This window comes from Thiomicrorhabdus sp. (assembly GCF_041583835.1).
Classification (GTDB): domain Bacteria; phylum Pseudomonadota; class Gammaproteobacteria; order Thiomicrospirales; family Thiomicrospiraceae; genus Thiomicrorhabdus.
Window position 1 is genome coordinate 1 of the sequence record NZ_JBFHFC010000015.1, and the last position, 18,520, is coordinate 18,520.

Genomic DNA, 18,520 nt, shown 5'->3' on the forward strand with positions numbered 1-18,520 from the left:
CCGGTCCGTAGCCGCCCATCATGCCAGGCCCGTAACCACCCATCATGCCTGGTCCATAGCCCATCATTGGAGGGTAATCATCATCTGCTTGAGCCGCGGTTAAGGGCATGATTAATGTTGCAGAAAGTAGTAATGCTTTTATTCCTGTTTTCATTTTGAGTACCTCTCTTCTTTCTAAAGTTGAATAGATGAAAATAACTTACCTTGTTGGCTAACCTCCCTTTGCCGCATGTGAAATAAAAACTAAAGAATATGTAATTGCGTTCTTAATGGACCTCATCTAGTGATGGGTTGTTTCAGAACTTAGTCATTGATTCTGAAACTTTTTTTGGATCAAGTCAAAAAGATTATGTTCTATCAAACATTTAGTCATACTTCGTTTTTTATATATTTCTTTTTTTTATATAAAAAAAGAGTAGAATTTTTAAATTAGAGAATATTGCTTATAGAGATGCGGCACATGTTTAAAAAGCTATTTCTAATTTTGTTCCTTTTTCAAACCTTGTCTTCGGCAGCATGGGGAGCGATGAGTGTGCCTTTCTATAGTTCATCAGAACAGATTGAAATGAAGATTATGCATCAGATGATGCATATGGATTCGAACTCCATGGCAGGTGAGAACCTAGCATCGGTAAATATGAGTGAGTGTAATGATAATCAGGAAATTATGTCCTGCGATCAGTGCGATTCTCCGCAGTGTCATAGTCTCCTATGCGCGTCAGTACATGTTGCACCAGTCTTTGGGTTAACAGATTCTTTTCAATTGGATATACAACCACTCGTAACAGCGCCTTTTGTTACTTATGCAGAAGTGCTAGTAACAACTCCTGCACAGCCAGAACTTCCTCCTCCAACCTCAGCATCAATTTAACGAATGTTAAATTGATGCCTCCTTTTTTAATGGTATTCGTAGTATTTGCAGCTTCATTGCGTGACCGTTATTACAATTAGAACATTCGTTAGTTTCACTCCCAAAAAACACTAAAAAGTATTTTTTTAGAAATTATTCGACCGGTAAAAGGGTCACTAGGAGTTCAAAGATGAAAGCTAACTCACAAAATAATTCTCATATGAATCGCAGACATTTTGTAAAAGGCATGGCCTTAAGCAGTTTGTCAGCAGCGATCGCAACACACTTGCCCTTAGCTCATGCCGGATATATGGCAATGGGTTCAATGGATTCTTCAGAACAAAACAGAATGCCCGAAACGGCATCAGGACGTCCACTTCTATCAGGAACGGAATTTGATTTAACCATCTCGGAAAAAACCGTAAATATTACCGGAACCCCCTCTAAAGCAACACTCGTAAACGGTTCATTGCCTGCTCCCACCCTTGTTTGGCGTGAAGGGGATGATATTACCATTCGCGTAAAGAACGAGATGGATGTAGACACTTCCATCCATTGGCACGGAATTGTTTTGCCGACCGGGATGGACGGCGTTCCGGAGTTGAGTTATCCCGGTATTAAACCTGGTGAAACCTTCGAGTATCGTTTTACCGTCAAACAACATGGCACCTATTGGTATCACAGTCATTCCGGCTTTCAAGAGCAGACCGGATTATACGGCGTCATCGTAATTCTTCCAAAAGTCGCAGATCCGGTGGAATACGAACATGACTATGTTGTCCAGCTGTCAGACTGGTCCGATACAAATCCTGAAACCATCTATAGGAACCTGAGAAAAATGGGGGACTACTACAATTACAACAAGCGTACGGTCGGCGACTTCCTTTCCGAAGTTAAAAAGTATGGCTTCATGAATGCATGGAACAAGCGCAAGATGTGGAATGAGATGGTTATGAGTGACCGAGACTTATCTGATGTAACCGGAGCGGACTATACCTTTTTGATGAATGGCATGTCTCCGAATGCACACTGGAGAATTGTTACCGAGCCGAACAAAAAAATACGTCTAAGAATTGTTAATAGCTCGTCTATGACTTTCTTTGACGTACGTATTCCCGGGTTAAAAATGACCGTAATCACCGCTGATGGGAATTTGGTGCAACCAGTGACCGTTGATGAGTTTCGCATAGGCGTTGCAGAGACTTACGACATCATTGTCGAGCCGGATGGAAAACAGCCTGCTTATGCCATTTTTGCACAGGCGATAGATCGCTCCGGTTATGCAATCGGATCTATTACCAGTGATCCTGAAGTGTTGGCCAGTGCTCCAGAAATGGACCCTCTTCCGGTTCTCAGTATGACGGATATGGGTATGTCCATGAATATGTCGGGCATGGACATGGGGTCAGGGTCAAGCACGAACGGTATGGATATGAGCACCAACAATAATGGTTCCAATATGAACATGGGATCGGATTCAGGAACTATGAATATGGACTCAAGCAGTTCCAGCGTGGATATGAACTCAAATAGTTCTAGCATGGATATGAGTTCAAGTAGCTCTAGCGTGGATATGAATTCAAGCAGTACCGGCACGAATATGAGTTCCCCGAAAACGGCAATGGATATGGCATCTAAATCCAGTATGCAAGGTGGGATGGGCTCTGGTAATCAGGTCATTCCGATGGATATGAATCCCGAATTGCCGCAGATGCATGTGCCTTCCAAGGATGGCCCTCAAATTGAGATGAGGGCGCAAGAGCCTAAGTACCGGCTTGATGACCCTGGGGTTGGCTTACGAAATAACGGCCGCAAAGTTTTGACCTATGCGGATCTGAAAAACAGATTTCCCACCATGAAAGAACCTAAACCCACCAAGGAAGTGGTTCTTCACCTTACCGGTAATATGGAACGGTACATGTGGTCAATTAACGGTATTCCTTATCCGGATGCAGAGCCATTGCGGTTTGAATATGGAGAGCGAGTACGTATTACTTTCATTAACGACACTATGATGAATCATCCAATGCATTTACATGGCATGTGGAGCGATTTGGAAACAGGGGATGAAAACCACATCCCAAGAAAGCACACGGTGATCGTCCAACCCGGCGCCAAAATCAGTTATCGCGTCACGATGGACGCCGAAGGAAACTGGGCTTATCACTGTCATATGCTTTACCACATGCTGGGTATGTTCAGAAAAGTCGAAGTACGCAAAACAATGGCGTGATTTTATTGACGAAACTGAACCATCATAGGAGAAAAGAAAATGAAACGTTTTAATCAGAAAATTAAATTGCCTCTATTTTTGTTGTTGTCTACTCCTGGAATGGCATTGGCCAGCGGCACTTACGATCCGGTTATTTCCTCGCTTTGGGTAGATCAGCTCGAATTTTCGACTCAATCGGAAACACCCCTATCATGGGATGCTCAGGCATGGGTTGGGACTAACTGGAACAAGGTGTATATCAATACAGAAGGTGAAAGTGCCTCCGGAAATACTGAATCGGAAAACCAGTTGCTTTACAGCCGACCGGTATCAAGGCTGTGGGATATTCAAGTAGGTGCAGGCTATGACCAGAACCCGGACAACTCTCAGGGGTGGGGAGTGATAGGCCTCCAAGGGCTTGCTCCATATTTCTTTGAAGTGCGAGCTTTCTTAATGGCCAATGACCATAACGTCGGAGCTCGTTTAGATGCGGAGTACGATGCGTTGATTACGCAAAAACTCATTCTTGTGCCCAGCATTAAGCTCAACGCATATACCAGCGATGATGAAAAAATGGGGCAAGGAAGTGGCATATCGTCCACAGAGCTGGGCTTGAGGCTGAGGTATGAAATAAGTCGCAAGCTTACACCCTACATCGGCGTCAAATGGAATGAAACCTATGGCAAAACTGCTGACTATATCAAAGCTGAAGGCGGCCAACGTTCCGAGTTAAGCGCGGTTGCCGGTTTGCGTTTTTGGTTTTGATTTTCAAAAAGGAGAAGTGAAATGAACTGGGATTATATGGGAATGCATGGATACTATGGAGGCGGGTTTATGTGGCTCTGGTTTTTCATAATCATATTGGTGGTGGCCCTGGTGCTCGTACCTTTTTTTAAGAACAGCACGACCCAAGCACGACCCAAGGAAAGTGCGTTGGAAATCTTAGAAAAAAGATTTGCTCGAGGTGAAATCAATGAAGATGAATACAAACGCATGAAACAGACTTTAGAGAACGACTAGATTGAATGTCACTTTAGCTTCAAGGCTAAAGTGACATCCCCTTAAAGAAAGGAATAAGGAAATGTATTATCAAGTAGAAAGTAATAAACCATTTGATCAAGCGGTTATGGACCTTGACACATCTGTAAAAACTCATGGATTTGGTGTGTTACATATTCATGATTTGGGTGTTACCTTGCGAAGCAAAGGGATGGATTTCGATGAAGAATGTAAAATTTTTGAAGTTTGTAACCCTGCGAAAGCCGCAAAGGTCCTGGCATCAGATATGCGATTAAATATGGCATTACCGTGTCGAATTTCAGTTTACACGGAAAAAGGTCAAACGAAGATCGGCATGATTGAACCTGCAAAGATGTTAGGCCTCTTATCAGAAGATGAATCACTGAAAGAGACTGCACATGAAGTCGAAACAAAAACGATGAAAATGATTGACGATGCCAAATAAGATTAAAGCCTAGCTAAGAAGACGCTTCAATTAGCTACTAGCTACAAGGAGTTGGACATGGATGTAATAAAACATGCTTCACATCATTCTCATGGTGCAATGGCTTCTAAAGGAGGTATGCATCATGATCATCATAATCACCACCAACATATGATTGAAGATTTTAGAAAGCGATTTTGGATATCCTTATTTCTTACATTACCGATTCTAGTTTTATCTCCAATGCTTCAAACGATTCTGGGGTTAGAAAAGTCTTTAAGTTTTGAGGGGGATAAATATCTACTACTAATTTTCTCAACTGCCATTTATCTATATGGAGGTGCTCCATTTTTAAAAGGGTTTTGGAGTGAATTAAGCAATAAAATGCCAGGCATGATGACCCTGATTGCTGTAGCGATTAGTACCGCATATTTTTATAGTTCAGTCGTTGTTCTGGGTCTGCCCGGTAAAATATTCTTTTGGGAGTTGGCTACATTGATTGATTTAATGTTGCTCGGCCACTGGATAGAAATGAAATCTGTGGTCGGTGCATCTCAAGCACTTCAAAAGTTAGCGGCTCTCATGCCTAGCACGGCACATAAAATTTCCGAAGGAAATAACTTGGTTGAAGTCGAGCTCGCCGACTTAAAGCCTGGGGATTTGGTTATGGTAAAACCAGGCGAAAAAATACCCTCTGACGGTATTGTTATTGACGGCGGAAGTTCTGTTAATCAAGCAATGCTAACGGGTGAAAGCCAGCCCATTTCAAAACAGTTAAACGATTCAGTGATTGGTGGAACAGTCAATGGTGAAGGTTCGCTTACAATAAAAGTTCAGAAGACAGGAAAAGATTCCTTTTTGTCTCAAGTCATACAATTAGTCGAACAAGCTCAAGAAAGCAAATCCAAAACTCAGAATTTAGCTAACCGAGCTGCCATGTGGTTAACGATTATTGCTTTATCTGGAGGGGTAATTACCTTCTTTGCATGGTCGGTCATCATGTCTCATGATATTGCGTTTGCTTTGGAAAGAACTGTAACTGTTATGGTGATTACTTGTCCTCACGCGTTAGGCCTAGCCATCCCTCTTGTTGTTGCTGTTTCCACCGCACTCGCTGCACGTAACGGGTTAATGATTAGAAATCGAACGGCATTTGAAAATGCCAGAAATCTTCAAGCGGTGGTATTTGATAAGACCGGAACTCTAACTAAAGGTGAATTCGGTATTACCGATATAATCAGTTTGGATGATTCACTAGATAATGCAACATTATTAAAATTTGCGGCTTCCATAGAGCAAAATTCTGAGCACCCAATTGCAAAATCTATTGCGAACGCATCGGGTGAATTCTTTAAGGTCAGTAATTTTAGAGCTATTCCCGGTAAGGGGGCTGAAGGTCAGATTGAGCAGAAGTTTGTTCAGGTCGTCAGTCCGGGATATTTAACTGATAAAGGTATTTCATTCCAGTCTGATCAGGTCGACCATGCATTTAAGTCAGGAAAAACGGTTGTGTTTATTCTGATTGAGAATGAACTTAAAGGAGCAATTGCTTTAGCTGATATGGTTAGAGAAGAGTCCATTCAAAGTATCAAAGAACTACAAGCAATGGGCATTAAGTGCATGATGCTTACAGGAGATAACAGACAAGTAGCCAAAGCTGTAGCAGAAGAAATTGGTTTGGATGATTATTTTGCAGAAGTTTTACCGCAAGAAAAGGCCCAGAAAATACAAGAAGTTCAAAATCGTGGCTTCCTAGTAAGTATGGTCGGGGACGGTGTTAATGATGCGCCCGCACTAGCACAGGCCAATGTTGGAATTGCAATAGGAGCTGGAACAGAAGTTGCCATAGAGTCCGCTGATATTATTTTGGTTCATAATGATCCAAGGGATGTGGTCGCCACTATTGGGCTTGCAAAGGCAACCTATGCAAAAATGATACAAAATCTGTGGTGGGCTGCTGGTTATAACATCATTGCTTTGCCTTTGGCAGCCGGCGTTCTGTACAGCGCTGGTATTTTGCTTAGTCCAGCTGTCGGTGCAGTGCTAATGTCATTGAGCACAATTGTTGTAGCACTTAATGCTCAATTATTAAGATATAGAAAGTAAGCCTTAGTGCACAATACATGATAAGTGATGGGGAGAATGAAATGACAACAACTGGGGAAGTTGGTGTGGCAATATTATGGTTCTTTGAACAGTAATACTCACAGGATCGATGTTTCCAAGTATTGATGGCGTATGTGAAGAATTAAGAGAGTTAAATTTTTGAAAGAATGTGATTGGTTTTGGTGCGATTCTCATAAAAATCAATGGCTTAATTTAGATGGCATTAAAGTCTTTTTAAACTAAATTGTTGAAATTATTAGCTAAATTGTTTTTGGACTGATCTAGGCTTATAAGTAAATACAATTAGAATAATCAGAGTGGAGAGGCCCGCCCGGTCGTGATGACCGGGTGGGCTTTTTTTATTTTCACTTTGGAAGCTTGCACGTTTTAGAGGGCAAGTGAGAGAGATCAAGTTTATAGATGATTTGGTTTCAAAAAGCAGCAAGTCTCAGGGTATGGACTTTGCACCAAATTGATTCCATATTAAGGCATTATCTCGGTCAATAAATCCCTAGTATTTTACTAAGGTAATGATTTTAAAGCTTTATTGGTTTGTGGTTCTGGGTTTGTTCTATTGTCTGTTAAATAACCAAATTTAAGTGGTTAATGGGGAGGCAAAGTGGAGCATTTACCGGTATCGATCAACATCAAAGACAAACACTGCCTGGTCATCGGAGGGGGGGAGATAGCCGCGCGCAAGGCGGGGCTGTTTATTAAAGCGGGTGCGATTGTGACCGTAATCGCCCCTAAAATTGAAGCCGAAATGAAGCATCACCTGTCACACTGTAATGTGGTTTGGGATGTTGATACCTTTTCTGCCGAGGCGATGTCTCATATTCCCACTCCTAAGTATGTTGTGTCTGCGGCGGGTGACGATGCGGTCAATCAGGCGGTTTACCGTTATTGTCAGCAGCACAATATCCCCGTGAATGTGGTCGAACGGACTGAAACCGAATACGGCGATTTTATATTCTCCGATTTGTGATTTTCGAAAACCGATTGTGCTTTCTTTCGACGGAATTAATTCTGGGATTCAAACGATTACGAATAGACCTTGAGAAACGTGTGTTGGGGCGTGCTAATACGTTGGTTCTTGTGCGTTGTAGCGCTTTCTCGTATAGTAACTGCAAACATTCAATGTCTTAATGATTGTTATCGCTGTTGCTAACGTCGCCAGGAGGTTTGGTTTGGAGCAGAATAAACGCGAGTTTTTTCGTATCAATGTCGAATTGCCGATCTATATTCACCCTTTGGATGAAACGGTCGGCGGCGAGCATGTTTCTAAATCTTTTATTTTGCCAGCGACACAGCTTCAACGAGTCGAACAGGCTGATAGCGAAATTCAACGTTTGTTTACCGATCCACACCATATCGAAAACGGTGCGGTAGAACTGTTCAGTGAAATCAACCAACGTATCAATTTTTTGGCTTACATGCTCGATGAATTGATGGAAGGGCGCGATCCGCGTCACCACGAAGATTTTTACGTGCGTTTGGATAATGACCATCGAATTTGTCCTCCCGAAACGTTTCATACATCCAAAGTCTTTCCGTTAATTGAAGCGTTTTATCAACGTATCGACGAGATTGTGCGCGAGTTGTTGGAGATGATGAACCGCAGTGCCGAAGGCGAAATCGTTTTCTATTCCGCATCGACACGCGGCTTGTTCAGCGGCGAAGAATATTTGCATAACCTTTCCGCTTTAGCCGAACAGGGCAACTGGTTGGCGTTGGTGTTTGTCGATCTGATCGCCAAGTTGAATGTGTACGAAAGTGCTTACGCCAATCTTAAAGCGGTGAGTCACGTGGTGCCGCATCCGGACGATTGGTTGGTGCTTCCGGTCAATTTGAGCGCGGGCGGGATTGCACTTGAATCAACTCAACCGTTTAGCATAAACGACAGGGTGTGTGTGTTGATGAAGATCGAAAATACCGTTCTTTACGCTTATGCCGATGTCGTCAATATTAAGCCGGCCAATTTGCTGGATGCCGCGAACCAAGAGATTCCTTACCTTCAAGTCCAACGGGTTTCGTTTAAATTCGAACATCTCGGTGCGGACGATGCCGCTTTGATTACCCGCTTCGTCACCGCCCAAGAGTTGGCGTGCGCCCATCCCGACGAGTACCTTTGATTTGTCCGACACTGTGAATTCATCCGAAAACCAGGCCGAAGAAATGCAGCAGCAGGTTTGCAGCTGTTATGACGTGATGCGTTGGGAGATCGTCGAAGCGATTCAACAGGGTGCGGATTCGGTCGAAAAAGTCAGTGACATCACTTATGCTTGTCAGGGGTGTGGAGGTTGTCGTCCGAAAATCGAATCTTTGATCGAGAAGTCATCCCAAGATTGATAAGTCTTCGTTTTCAGGTACAATCCGGCATAGATTCGATAAATCAAGTGACGGATTCGCGGAAACTCAACGGAGTTTTCCGCCTTGAATATTATGAAAAATCAAAAGCCTAACACCTCGAAACCTCACGGTGCGCCTCGCATTAAATTGGTCGTTTCCGATCTGGACGGCACCTTGTTGAATCCCGACCATAAAGTCACGCCCAGAACCGTTTCCGCCGTTCGTAAGTTGTTGGAAAACGGCATTCAATTCATGATCGCCAGCGGTCGCCACTACCAGGACGTATATCTAATTGCTCAGCAATTGGGAGTGGAGATGGATTTGATCACTTCCAACGGCGCGCGCGTTCACGACCGCCACGGACATATTCTTTATGAAAACCATATTCCGCCGGAATTGGTCAAACAGGTACTGGCCTTGTCCGAAGGGTTTGAAATCCATCGTAACCTTTATCAGCAGGATTTGTGGCTTGTGGAAGAACCGCATGAGGAATTGTTGGCGATACATGACGAATCGGGTTTTGAATATCAATTGACCGAGTTTTCCGAGATCGATTTAAACCACATCGATAAAATCTACTTCACTGCCGATCACGAGATTCTGGTGCCGCTGGAAAAGGCGTTGACGGCCAGGTTTTCGCAACAGCTGAGCATTACGTTCACCTCGCCGGAATATTTGGAAATCATGAATTTCGGGGTTTCCAAAGGGCAGGCGTTACAGATGATATTGGCACAAAAAGGAATTTTACCCGAGGAGACTGTTGCCTTTGGAGACGGCATGAACGATAGGGAGATGTTGCAGCTCGTCGGTCATGGCGTGGTGATGGAGAATGCGGCGGAAACGGTTAAAGCCGCGATTCCCGAGGCTGTGTTTGCTGACGCCAATTCCGAAGAGGGTGTCGCTAAATACATCGAAGAACGGATTCTGCCGAGTTTGGCTTGAATCCGAAAGCGGCCAATCTATCCTGTCGATTCAGTCTATTGAACTTCAACCGTTTGTTGAGGCATCTTGTGGTTTCTTTTGCGAATTTCCAGCGCGACGACGGTGAGCAATAACAACACGCCGGAACTGACGGCGATGGAGGCGGAAATCGAACTGTCCAATTTGTAGGAGACTGCATAGCCGATCAATACCGAAGCCTGACCGTATGCCGCTGCCAGCCACAACATCGACTTTAACGATTTAGCGATAAGATAGGCGCTACTTGCCGGAATCACCAGCAAAGCAACCACTAGAATCGCGCCCACTGCATCAAACGAAGCCACCGTCGTCAGCGACACCAATGTCATTAAGAAGTAGTGCCAGAAGACGACGTTAATTCCTAAAGAGACCGCCAGACTTGGATGAAAGGCAACCGTTTGCAGACGATTGAATCCGATGAGAATACTGACCAACACCACAATGAAGACAGTGCCGATAGCCCACAGTGCGCGCGGCCCGAGATCGATTCCGGTATCGGGGCCGCCCCAGATGATCGTATCGAACGGTACGAATGCGATTTCCCCGTAGAGAACGCATTCCTGATCCAGATCGATTTGTCCGGCAAACAGTGAAATCAGTATCACACCCAGTGCGAAAAACAGGGTGAAGACAATTCCGATGCTGGCGTCGCTTTGCAGTTTACCGAACTTGTGCAGACTGTCGCTTAACCAGGCCGTTAAAAGTCCGATCATGACTGCACCGCTTAACATCACCGGCAAAGAGCGCGACTCGGTTGCCAAAAAGGCGATGACGATGCCCAGCAAGACTGAATGGCTGATGGCGTCGCCCATTAGCGATTGGCGGCGAAGAATCAGGAACGATCCGACCAGAGCGCATGAAATCGCCACTAAAGAGGCGGTTGCTAAAATCCATAGGTCATTGATCATTTTGTACTTTCTCCTTGCGACTCAGGAATGGGTTTGCCGTGTGGATCGGAACTTAGATTGCTCAATTCCGCTTCAAGTTGCAGTTCCTGTTCTTCACTGAGAATGTGTTCGATGCGTTCCGCTTGTGCGTGCACCTGGTCGGGAGTGAGATCCACTTGTTCGTTTAGGTAACTCTCCCATAGGCGGTGGCGTCGAGTGAGTTGCGTCGCTTGTTCTAATCCGCTTTCGGTGAGTCGGTAGCCTTTGGCCGATTCGACCACCGAACCTTTGTTACCGAGGTTGTGCAAGGTTATTTTTAGAGTGTCGATCGGGATGACGCGTAATGCCTGAATGTCCGCCAAGTTAAAATATGCGTGCTTGAAGCCGGTTTGTTCGCACAGTTTGTAGAGTGTGCGTAGGACGTTTTCTTCGCTGACTTTCCGACGCAGGCGTTTTTGTTCCAAATAACGCTTAAGAAGCCCTTTGTTGGGGGCGAACAGCATCGATAGGAAAAACAGACTGGCGAGGCTGACAACCATCCACGGCCCGGTCGGCATAGCGGGTGCCAAATAGGAAATTTGTGTGCTGATGACCGCGCTGAGTGCGCCCAAGGTGCCGGCAATCATGAGAATGCGGGAAAGTTGGTCGCTCCAGAAACGCGCGGCCGCAACCGGCGTCAGCAGTACCGCCGCCATCAATACCACACCGACTAATTGCAGGCCGACCACGACCGACATGACGATGAGCAAAGCCAACAACAGTTCATAGAATTTGACCGGAATGCCGAGGCTACGGGCATAGTTGGTGTTGAAGGCGATTAGGCGTAGTTTTTGGAAAAACAGCAGCACGCTGATCAATACAAACAGGGTGACGTAGGTCAGTAAAGTAATGTCTTGTTGGGTCATGGCCGCCGACTGTCCGAACAGGATTTTATCCAGACCGCTTTTGTTCTCGACCTGTAAGCCTTGAATATAGGAAAGCAGCATTAACCCCAAGGCAAAGAAAAAGGAGAGGGTGATCGCCAGTGCGGCATCCGGTTTGATTTTGGTGTTTTTCGGTAACCAGTCGATAATGAAAAAGCCGAGAAAACTGCTGGTTAAGGCGCCGAAGAACATCACCACGGGATCACGGGTTTCAAATAGAAGAAAGGCGACCATGACACCGGGCAGGGCGGCATGCGCCAGAGCGTCGCCGACCAATGAGCGTTTGCGAAGAAAGGCAAAACCGCCGATCACCGAAGCGCTGATGCCCAGTAAAATGCTGCCCATCAATACCCATAGCGCATTCATGTCTTCAAAGCGCCAAAATTCAAGTAACAATTCCCAGCTTGAGGGTTGTGTCACGACGGTCCAATCTTGCATAGTTGCGTGCTGCCTTATTCCTAATTCTTTAGTCGTTTTCGTGCGCTTGGTTCAAGCGGGTGCGGTACATGGTTTCCGTCAGGTCGTTTAATAACGACAGGCGGCCGCCGTACGTTTTATTGAGGTTCTCTTTGGTCAGTACGGATTCAACCGGGCCGGCGGCAACCAGGCGTGCGTTGATGAAGATGATCCAGTCAAAATATTCGCCGACGGTGTTCAAGTCATGGTGCACGCAGACAATGGTTTTGCCTTGAGACTTCAGGGTTTTGAACAGTTCGATAATCGCTTTTTCGGTGGCGACGTCGACACCGGCGAACGGTTCGTCCATTAGATAGAGGCTGGCCTGCTGCGCCAACGCCCGTGCCAGAAACACACGCTGTTGCTGTCCGCCGGAAAGCTGACTGATCTGGCGATCTTTAAAGTCCCACATTTGCAGATCTTTAAGCGCCTGCTCGGCGATTTCGTAATCCAGTTTACTCGGTCTTTGCCACAGCTTCAGCTGGCCGTGGCGCCCCATCAGGACGACGTCCATAACGTCGATCGGAAAGTCCCAATCAATCTCTTCGCGTTGAGGAACGTAGGCGGTGGCAAGACGTTTTTTGGCCAAAGGTTCGCCGAAGAACTTCACTTCACCTTCGATCAGCGGTTCCAATCCCATGATGCCTTTAAGCAGGGTGGATTTACCCGCACCGTTCGGCCCGACGATGGCAATGGTTTTGCCTTCCGGGATTTCGAAACTGACATCGGTCAGCACCGGCTTATATTGGTAGCGCATATTAAGGTTGTTGACCGTAATCGGGGATTTGCGCGAGTCTGATTTCATATGTTGTTTCCTGGTTGCTCTTTTGTGCTTTATGTACGTTATGTGTCTATGCGGTGTTTTTACGTTGTTTATGCACTGTTTATGCGCTTTTGTTTTATAGCCCTTTCAAGGCGTGAGTAATGGTTTCCACATTGTGTTTGACCATGCCCAGATAATCGCCTTCCGGCGTGTCGGGCAGTCCCATGGCATCGGAAAACAATTCGCCGCCGATGTGCAGTTGATGGCCTTCCGCTTCAACGCCTTTGACCAAGGATTCGATAAAGCGAGGCGATACGCTGGATTCGACAAACACCGCCTTGATGCCATTGGCGACAATGATTTGTTTGAGTTGCTTGATGTCTTGCAGGCCGAATTCGGAAGCGGTACTGATGCCTTGCAAGCCCATTACCTTAATGCCATAGGCTTGACCGAAGTAACCGAAAGCGTCGTGTGCGGTAATCAACACGCGTTGTGCCTGCGGGATGCTCTGAATCTGTTGCTTAATCCAATCGTCGAGTTGGCGAAGTTGTGCGAAATAACGTTGTGCATTAGCTTGGAAAAGGGCTTTTTGCTCAGGTGCGGTTTCGTTTAATACTTTGAGTACGTATTCGCCGGCGTGCAGCCAAAGTTCGACGTCAAACCAGATATGTGGATCGGGATGTTGATGGTGTTGGATAATTCGATTCTGCGGCAATTCGGCGGATACGGCGTAAACCGCTTTTTTACGCGCCATCTTTTCAAAGATGTCCTGCATCTTTCCTTCCAGATGCAGTCCGTTATAGAAAATTACGTCGGCTCTTAAGAGCTTGCGAAGATCGCCTTGAGTGGCTTTATATAGATGGGGATCAACCCCCGAGCCCATTAGCGGCGTGACTTTGACCTGATCTCCGCCGATGTTTTTCACTAGATCGGCGATCATTCCCGTCGTGGTGACGACATTGAGCTGGGCGTGTGCATTCAAACTGCCTAACGTCAGTATTAAAGTCATTAGAAAGCGTTTTAAAAGAGAATTTATCTTCATGTTCTTATTCTGTTTTTGGTTTGTATGAAGTCTTGTCTAGGTTAGGCTAATTTAAAAATTAGTCATGGCTAAAAATATATTTAGATTGAACTATATCATTGATGTGACGGTTTTAAAATAGCGGGAAGGGTGTGACGGTAAATTAAAAGAAAGGCAGTCGGCTGATAAACGCTTGGAAAGTCGATATTAATGATTGATTTGGTTGGTCTGTTTGAGCGGAATTGGTGATTGGCCGGGGTTGTAATCACCGCTTAAGGTGGCTTATTCGAGTTTAATTCGTATCCAGTTCTTAAGCGGCAATTTATCGTTGTGCTGCCGGAGTAGCTTAGGTTGTTTAAAACTTGAACGGAGCGCGTTTTTTCGGCTGGCCTTTGCTCTGTTTGAACTTTTTGAGTTGCACCATTACTTCGGTGTGCGTGGTGTGCGGAAACATGTCGATCAGGTTGGCTTTGGTCAAACGATAGCCCTGTTTTTCCAGTTCCTTAATGTCGCGGATCAAAGTTGCGGCATTGCAGGAGACATAAACGATCACATCCGCTTTAAGTTCGTGCAGGACTTTGCTGATTTCAAAAGCGCCTTGGCGGCCCGGGTCGAGTAACAGGCGATGATATTTCTGTTTTTTAAACCAGGTTGCATCGGTGCAGTCCTCAAACAGGTTGGCCTTTTGGAATGAAACATTGTCCAATTGGTTTTTAAGGGCATTCGCGTTGGCGGTTTCAACCAGTTCCGCTAAGCCCTCGATGCCGATGACCTGTTTGGCTTTTTGGGCGATCGGTAAGGTAAAGTTACCAACTCCGCAAAATAGGTCGAGCACCTTGTGCTTTTCTTCAAGTTCAAGCCAGTCGATCGCTTGGCGAACCATTTTCTGGTTTAGTTCCGAATTCACCTGAATGAAGCCGTCCTGAGGGAATTCCAGATTCAGGTTCTCCAGCGAGTAGTAGGGCGTTTCCTGCGATGGCTCCGGTGATTCTTTCAGACCGAAGATGCCGTTATCGGCTTCTACGACCGTCAGTTCCTTATATGCTCGGCTAGCTTTTTCCAGTAGAGCCGGGCGGTGTTTTTCAATTGCTTCATTCAGGCCGTCGGTCAAAACCGGACAGTATTCGATGTCGACCAGTTCGTTGGATTCTTTCTGTCTGAAACCGAGTTTAGCCACCTTGTCTTTTTTCCCGATCGCCAATCCGAAACGGGCGCGACGGCGATATCCTCGGTCGTTGCCGGTAATGGCTTCGTGAATCTGGCAGTTGTCCGAATTGACCGCCTGGGTCAAGCGGGTCAGAAAGTTTTCGGTTTTCCAGAAACGTTGCGCCGTGATTGATAGGTGTTGTAACTGACAGCCGCCGCACTCTTCATATTTAGGGCAGAACGGTTCGACACGGTCGGTAGACGGGGTTTCGATTTCAAGCAGCTTTGCCTCATCGAATTTGGCTTGTTGTAGGGTGATTTTGGCGGTAACGATGTCGCCGGGAACGCTGTCGGCGATAAAAATTGCCTTGCCGTCGACGCGGGCAACGCCGCGCCCGTCATGGGTTAAGCCTTCGATTTTCAGTTGGGTAAGAATGTTTGCGTTCGTTGTCATAAGCTACTTTTGGAATTTAGGCAGGCCTGTTCGGTTTTCAGGTGCTGATGTTAGGTCTTGTTTCGAATTGGGTTTTCTATTTAGTCGATTCCGAGCAGTTTGTGTGTCTGTAAGCTGAGCTTCCACTGCGGATGTCGCAAGCAGTATTGAACGGCTTGTTTGATATTGGCTTCGGTGACTTTCGGGTCGGCATCATCCATCGGTTGCAGGTAGAAATGCTCGAAATTTAATTCCGCTACTTTTTCCGGCATCAAGTCCGGTTGAGGATAGACCAGTTTGAGTTCGTTGCCGCTGTCTAAAATCAATGGTGCATTGGCCTTTGGGCTGACGCAGATCCAGTCGATTTCTTCCGGTGCGGATTTTGTGCCGTTGGTTTCGATGGCGATTTCGAAATTATGGCGGTGTAGGGCATCGACCAGCTGTTGGTCTACTTGCAGCAACGGTTCGCCGCCGGTCAGTACTACAAAAGGCGGTTCCAGACTGTCTTGCGGCCAGAATTCCAAAAGATGCCGACAGAGTGCTTCCGCGTTTTCAAATCGTCCTCCGTTCTGGCCGTCGGTGCCGATGAAGTCGGTATCGCAAAATTGGCAGACGGCATCGGCGCGGTCTTGCTCGCGTCCGGTCCATAAGTTGCATTTGCTCATGCGGCAGAAGATGGAAGGTCTTCCGCTGTGGAAACCTTCGCCCTGGAGAGAGTAAAAAACCTCTTTGACGGAATAGCTCATAGTGTCTGGCTTTGTTGGTGAATCTTGCGTGTATTTTACTCTTTAGTAAGTGCTATGAAATGATATAATTCATAACTATTTCTTAAATTTTACGTGAGTTGGATAAAAAGCGATGTCAGGAAAGACTTTATACGACAAATTGTGGGATGCGCATGTGGTGCGTCAGGAAGAGGACGGCACGGCGTTAATTTATATTGACCGTCAGTTACTTCACGAAGTAACTTCGCCTCAGGCATTTGAAGGTCTGCGTTTGGCAAACCGTAAGCCGTGGCGAATTGATGCCAATCTGGCGACACCCGACCACAATGTTCCGACCACCGACTTGAGTGGTGGTGTGGATTCGATTGTCGATCCTATTTCGCGTATCCAGGTTCAGACTTTGGGGATGAATACCAAAGAGTTCGGTATCACCGAATTCGGTATGGGAGATCCTCGTCAGGGTATCGTGCATGTCGTCGGTCCGGAAGAAGGGGCGACCTTGCCGGGCATGACCGTTGTTTGCGGTGATTCGCACACGGCGACTCACGGTGCTTTGGGTGCTTTGGCTCACGGGATCGGAACATCGGAAGTCGAGCACGTGATGGCAACTCAGTGTTTGATTCAGAAAAAGATGAAAAACATGTTGGTTAAGGTCGATGGCGAATTGCAGCCTGGCGTTGGCCCTAAGGATGTCGTTTTGGCGATTATCGGCGTGATCGGTACGGCGGGCGGTAACGGCTGTGCGATCGAGTTCGGCGGCCAGGTTTTCCGCGATATGTCGGTCGAAGGTCGTATGACGGTTTGTAATATGGCGATCGAAGCCGGAGCGCGTGTCGGTTTGGTTGCGGTTGACGAGAAGACCATCGAGTACGTTAAGGGGCGTCCGTTTGCACCTAAGGAAGATCAGTGGGAAGCGGCGGTTGCGGCTTGGCAGGACTTGAAGTCGGATGACGACGCCGAGTTCGATAAGGTGGTTGAAATCGACGGTTCTAAAATTCTGCCTCAGGTTTCTTGGGGAACGTCGCCGGAAATGGTGTTGGACGTGAACGGCAAAGTGCCTAATCCTGCGAATGAGTCTGATCCTGTTAAGGCCGGCGGTATCGAGCGTGCATTGAAATACATGGGCTTGGAAGCGGATATGCCGGTTTCGGAAATTCCTGTGGATTATGTGTTTATCGGTTCTTGTACCAACTCGCGTATTGAAGATTTTAGAGCGGCGGCCGAAGTGTTGAAGGGCAAGAAAGTTGCCCCGACGGTTGAGCAGGCTTTAGCGGTTCCTGGCTCCGGTTTGGTTAAGTTGCAGGCCGAGAAAGAAGGGTTGGATAAAATCTTCATCGAAGCCGGTTTCGAGTGGCGTAATCCGGGTTGTTCGATGTGTTTGGCGATGAATGCCGATAAATTACCGGCTGGTAAACACTGTGCATCGACTTCGAACCGTAATTTCGAAGGGCGTCAAGGTGCCGGCGGACGTACTCACTTGGTGAGCCCGCAAATGGCGGCTGCGGCGGCTGTGGCTGGTCATTTTGTTGATGTGCGCGACTATTTGTAAGCGCGGGAGTGGAGAATAAAGATGGATAAGTTTATTAAAATGACCGCGATTGTTGCACCGATGGATCGTGCCAACGTGGATACCGATGCGATTATTCCTAAGCAGTTTTTGAAGTCGATCAAGCGTAGCGGGTTCGGTCCGAACCTGTTTGACGAGTGGCGTTACGAAGATGTGGGTGAGCCGGGTCAGGATTGTACTAACCGTCCTTTGCGCAAGGAATTCGTTTTGAATCAGTCGCGTTATCAGGGCGCTAAAATCCTGTTGGCGCGTGAGAACTTCGGTTGTGGTTCGAGTCGCGAACACGCACCGTGGGCGTTGAAAGATTACGGTTTTGATGTGGTAATCGCTCCGAGTTTTGCGGATATCTTTTTCAATAACTCGTTCAAGAACGGAATTTTACCGATCGTTTTGGACGAGAAGACGGTTGATGATCTATTCAAAGAGGTGTTTGCGGAAGAAGGTTATGAATTGACCGTTGATTTGGAAGCGCAGAAGCTGGTCAAACCAAACGGCGAGAGTATCGATTTCGAAGTGGATAGTTTTAGACGTCACTGCCTATTGAACGGGTTGGACGATATCGGTCTGACATTACAACATGAAGATGAAATTAAGGCGTATGAAGCGAACCGCAAGAAAACCGCGCCTTGGTTGTTTGGCGCTTAATGCCCGCCGACTATTAAACAGATTATTCAAGAT

The 18,520-nt window shown here is 46.4% G+C and carries 18 protein-coding genes; 12 read left to right on the top strand and 6 right to left on the bottom strand.

Features of this window, described 5'->3' with window-relative positions:
* Positions 1–460 precede the first annotated feature (460 nt).
* The 10 genes from ABY044_RS08320 to ABY044_RS08365 all read left to right on the top strand — a co-directional run bounded on the left by ABY044_RS08320 (position 461) and on the right by ABY044_RS08365 (position 9,903).
* Entirely contained in the window at positions 461–871 is a 411-nt protein-coding gene (locus ABY044_RS08320; RefSeq protein ID WP_373019822.1) for a hypothetical protein, read from the top strand.
* Between the two features lie 169 nt (positions 872–1,040).
* Complete coding sequence (locus ABY044_RS08325; RefSeq protein WP_373019823.1) at positions 1,041–3,083, top strand: copper resistance system multicopper oxidase; 2,043 nt, start codon at positions 1,041–1,043, stop codon at positions 3,081–3,083.
* A 39-nt stretch (positions 3,084–3,122) separates the two neighbouring features.
* Complete coding sequence (locus ABY044_RS08330; protein ID WP_373019824.1) at positions 3,123–3,827, top strand: copper resistance protein B; 705 nt, start codon at positions 3,123–3,125, stop codon at positions 3,825–3,827.
* Between the two features lie 21 nt (positions 3,828–3,848).
* Positions 3,849–4,082, top strand: coding sequence for an SHOCT domain-containing protein (locus ABY044_RS08335; RefSeq protein ID WP_373019825.1), 234 nt, complete (start codon positions 3,849–3,851; stop codon positions 4,080–4,082).
* Positions 4,083–4,143: 61 nt separating this feature from the next.
* Positions 4,144–4,527, top strand: a complete 384-nt coding sequence (locus tag ABY044_RS08340) for a DUF302 domain-containing protein (RefSeq protein WP_373019827.1) — start codon at positions 4,144–4,146, stop codon at positions 4,525–4,527.
* Positions 4,528–4,584: 57 nt separating this feature from the next.
* On the top strand, positions 4,585–6,612 hold the full coding sequence (locus ABY044_RS08345) for a copper-translocating P-type ATPase (protein ID WP_373019829.1): 2,028 nt from the start codon (positions 4,585–4,587) through the stop codon (positions 6,610–6,612).
* 619 nt (positions 6,613–7,231) lie between these two features.
* Entirely contained in the window at positions 7,232–7,597 is a 366-nt protein-coding gene (locus tag ABY044_RS08350; RefSeq protein WP_373019831.1) for a bifunctional precorrin-2 dehydrogenase/sirohydrochlorin ferrochelatase, read from the top strand.
* Positions 7,598–7,799: 202 nt separating this feature from the next.
* On the top strand, positions 7,800–8,744 hold the full coding sequence (locus ABY044_RS08355) for a PilZ domain-containing protein (protein WP_373019833.1): 945 nt from the start codon (positions 7,800–7,802) through the stop codon (positions 8,742–8,744).
* Position 8,745: 1 nt separating this feature from the next.
* Positions 8,746–8,961, top strand: a complete 216-nt coding sequence (locus tag ABY044_RS08360) for a (2Fe-2S)-binding protein (RefSeq protein ID WP_373019835.1) — start codon at positions 8,746–8,748, stop codon at positions 8,959–8,961.
* A 93-nt stretch (positions 8,962–9,054) separates the two neighbouring features.
* Positions 9,055–9,903, top strand: a complete 849-nt coding sequence (locus tag ABY044_RS08365; RefSeq protein ID WP_373019906.1) for a Cof-type HAD-IIB family hydrolase — start codon at positions 9,055–9,057, stop codon at positions 9,901–9,903.
* Between the two features lie 35 nt (positions 9,904–9,938).
* On the opposite strand, the gene ABY044_RS08370 is transcribed toward ABY044_RS08365, so the two are convergent.
* The 6 genes from ABY044_RS08370 to queE all read right to left on the bottom strand — a co-directional run bounded on the left by ABY044_RS08370 (position 9,939) and on the right by queE (position 16,296).
* The gene (locus tag ABY044_RS08370) at positions 9,939–10,829 is read right to left on the bottom strand and encodes a metal ABC transporter permease (protein WP_373019836.1); all 891 of its coding nucleotides are present in this window, start codon (positions 10,827–10,829) and stop codon (positions 9,939–9,941) included.
* Positions 10,826–12,169: an iron chelate uptake ABC transporter family permease subunit gene (locus ABY044_RS08375; protein ID WP_373019837.1), complete on the bottom strand. Its 1,344-nt coding sequence runs from the start codon at positions 12,167–12,169 to the stop codon at positions 10,826–10,828. The genes ABY044_RS08370 and ABY044_RS08375 overlap by 4 nt, the downstream gene beginning before the upstream one ends.
* A gap of 28 nt (positions 12,170–12,197) precedes the next feature.
* A complete protein-coding gene (locus ABY044_RS08380; protein ID WP_373019839.1) occupies positions 12,198–12,992 on the bottom strand; it encodes a metal ABC transporter ATP-binding protein in 795 nt (264 codons plus the stop codon).
* Positions 12,993–13,086: 94 nt separating this feature from the next.
* The gene (locus ABY044_RS08385; RefSeq protein ID WP_373019841.1) at positions 13,087–13,992 is read right to left on the bottom strand and encodes a metal ABC transporter solute-binding protein, Zn/Mn family; all 906 of its coding nucleotides are present in this window, start codon (positions 13,990–13,992) and stop codon (positions 13,087–13,089) included.
* A gap of 334 nt (positions 13,993–14,326) precedes the next feature.
* The gene (gene rlmD / locus ABY044_RS08390) at positions 14,327–15,571 is read right to left on the bottom strand and encodes a 23S rRNA (uracil(1939)-C(5))-methyltransferase RlmD (protein ID WP_373019843.1); all 1,245 of its coding nucleotides are present in this window, start codon (positions 15,569–15,571) and stop codon (positions 14,327–14,329) included.
* Positions 15,572–15,651: 80 nt separating this feature from the next.
* Entirely contained in the window at positions 15,652–16,296 is a 645-nt protein-coding gene (queE, locus tag ABY044_RS08395) for a 7-carboxy-7-deazaguanine synthase (RefSeq protein ID WP_373019845.1), read from the bottom strand.
* Positions 16,297–16,408: 112 nt separating this feature from the next.
* Here queE and leuC point away from each other — a divergent pair, with 112 nt between their 5' ends.
* Both leuC and leuD read left to right on the top strand, forming a co-directional pair.
* Positions 16,409–17,824 carry a 3-isopropylmalate dehydratase large subunit gene (gene leuC, locus ABY044_RS08400; RefSeq protein WP_373019846.1) on the top strand — a complete coding sequence of 472 codons (1,416 nt, stop codon included), beginning with the start codon at positions 16,409–16,411 and terminating at the stop codon, positions 17,822–17,824.
* A 21-nt stretch (positions 17,825–17,845) separates the two neighbouring features.
* Positions 17,846–18,487: a 3-isopropylmalate dehydratase small subunit gene (gene leuD / locus ABY044_RS08405; RefSeq protein WP_373019847.1), complete on the top strand. Its 642-nt coding sequence runs from the start codon at positions 17,846–17,848 to the stop codon at positions 18,485–18,487.
* Positions 18,488–18,520: the final 33 nt, after the last annotated feature.

Coding starts and splice junctions, on each gene's coding strand:
- ABY044_RS08320 (WP_373019822.1), top strand. CDS start 461: ATGTTTAAAAAGCTATTTCTAATTTTGTTCCTTTTTCAAACCTTGTCT.
- ABY044_RS08325 (WP_373019823.1), top strand. CDS start 1,041: ATGAAAGCTAACTCACAAAATAATTCTCATATGAATCGCAGACATTTT.
- ABY044_RS08330 (WP_373019824.1), top strand. CDS start 3,123: ATGAAACGTTTTAATCAGAAAATTAAATTGCCTCTATTTTTGTTGTTG.
- ABY044_RS08335 (WP_373019825.1), top strand. CDS start 3,849: ATGAACTGGGATTATATGGGAATGCATGGATACTATGGAGGCGGGTTT.
- ABY044_RS08340 (WP_373019827.1), top strand. CDS start 4,144: ATGTATTATCAAGTAGAAAGTAATAAACCATTTGATCAAGCGGTTATG.
- ABY044_RS08345 (WP_373019829.1), top strand. CDS start 4,585: ATGGATGTAATAAAACATGCTTCACATCATTCTCATGGTGCAATGGCT.
- ABY044_RS08365 (WP_373019906.1), top strand. CDS start 9,055: ATGAAAAATCAAAAGCCTAACACCTCGAAACCTCACGGTGCGCCTCGC.
- ABY044_RS08370 (WP_373019836.1), bottom strand. CDS start 10,829: ATGATCAATGACCTATGGATTTTAGCAACCGCCTCTTTAGTGGCGATT.
- ABY044_RS08375 (WP_373019837.1), bottom strand. CDS start 12,169: ATGCAAGATTGGACCGTCGTGACACAACCCTCAAGCTGGGAATTGTTA.
- ABY044_RS08380 (WP_373019839.1), bottom strand. CDS start 12,992: ATGAAATCAGACTCGCGCAAATCCCCGATTACGGTCAACAACCTTAAT.
- ABY044_RS08385 (WP_373019841.1), bottom strand. CDS start 13,992: ATGAAGATAAATTCTCTTTTAAAACGCTTTCTAATGACTTTAATACTG.
- rlmD (WP_373019843.1), bottom strand. CDS start 15,571: ATGACAACGAACGCAAACATTCTTACCCAACTGAAAATCGAAGGCTTA.
- queE (WP_373019845.1), bottom strand. CDS start 16,296: ATGAGCTATTCCGTCAAAGAGGTTTTTTACTCTCTCCAGGGCGAAGGT.
- leuC (WP_373019846.1), top strand. CDS start 16,409: ATGTCAGGAAAGACTTTATACGACAAATTGTGGGATGCGCATGTGGTG.
- leuD (WP_373019847.1), top strand. CDS start 17,846: ATGGATAAGTTTATTAAAATGACCGCGATTGTTGCACCGATGGATCGT.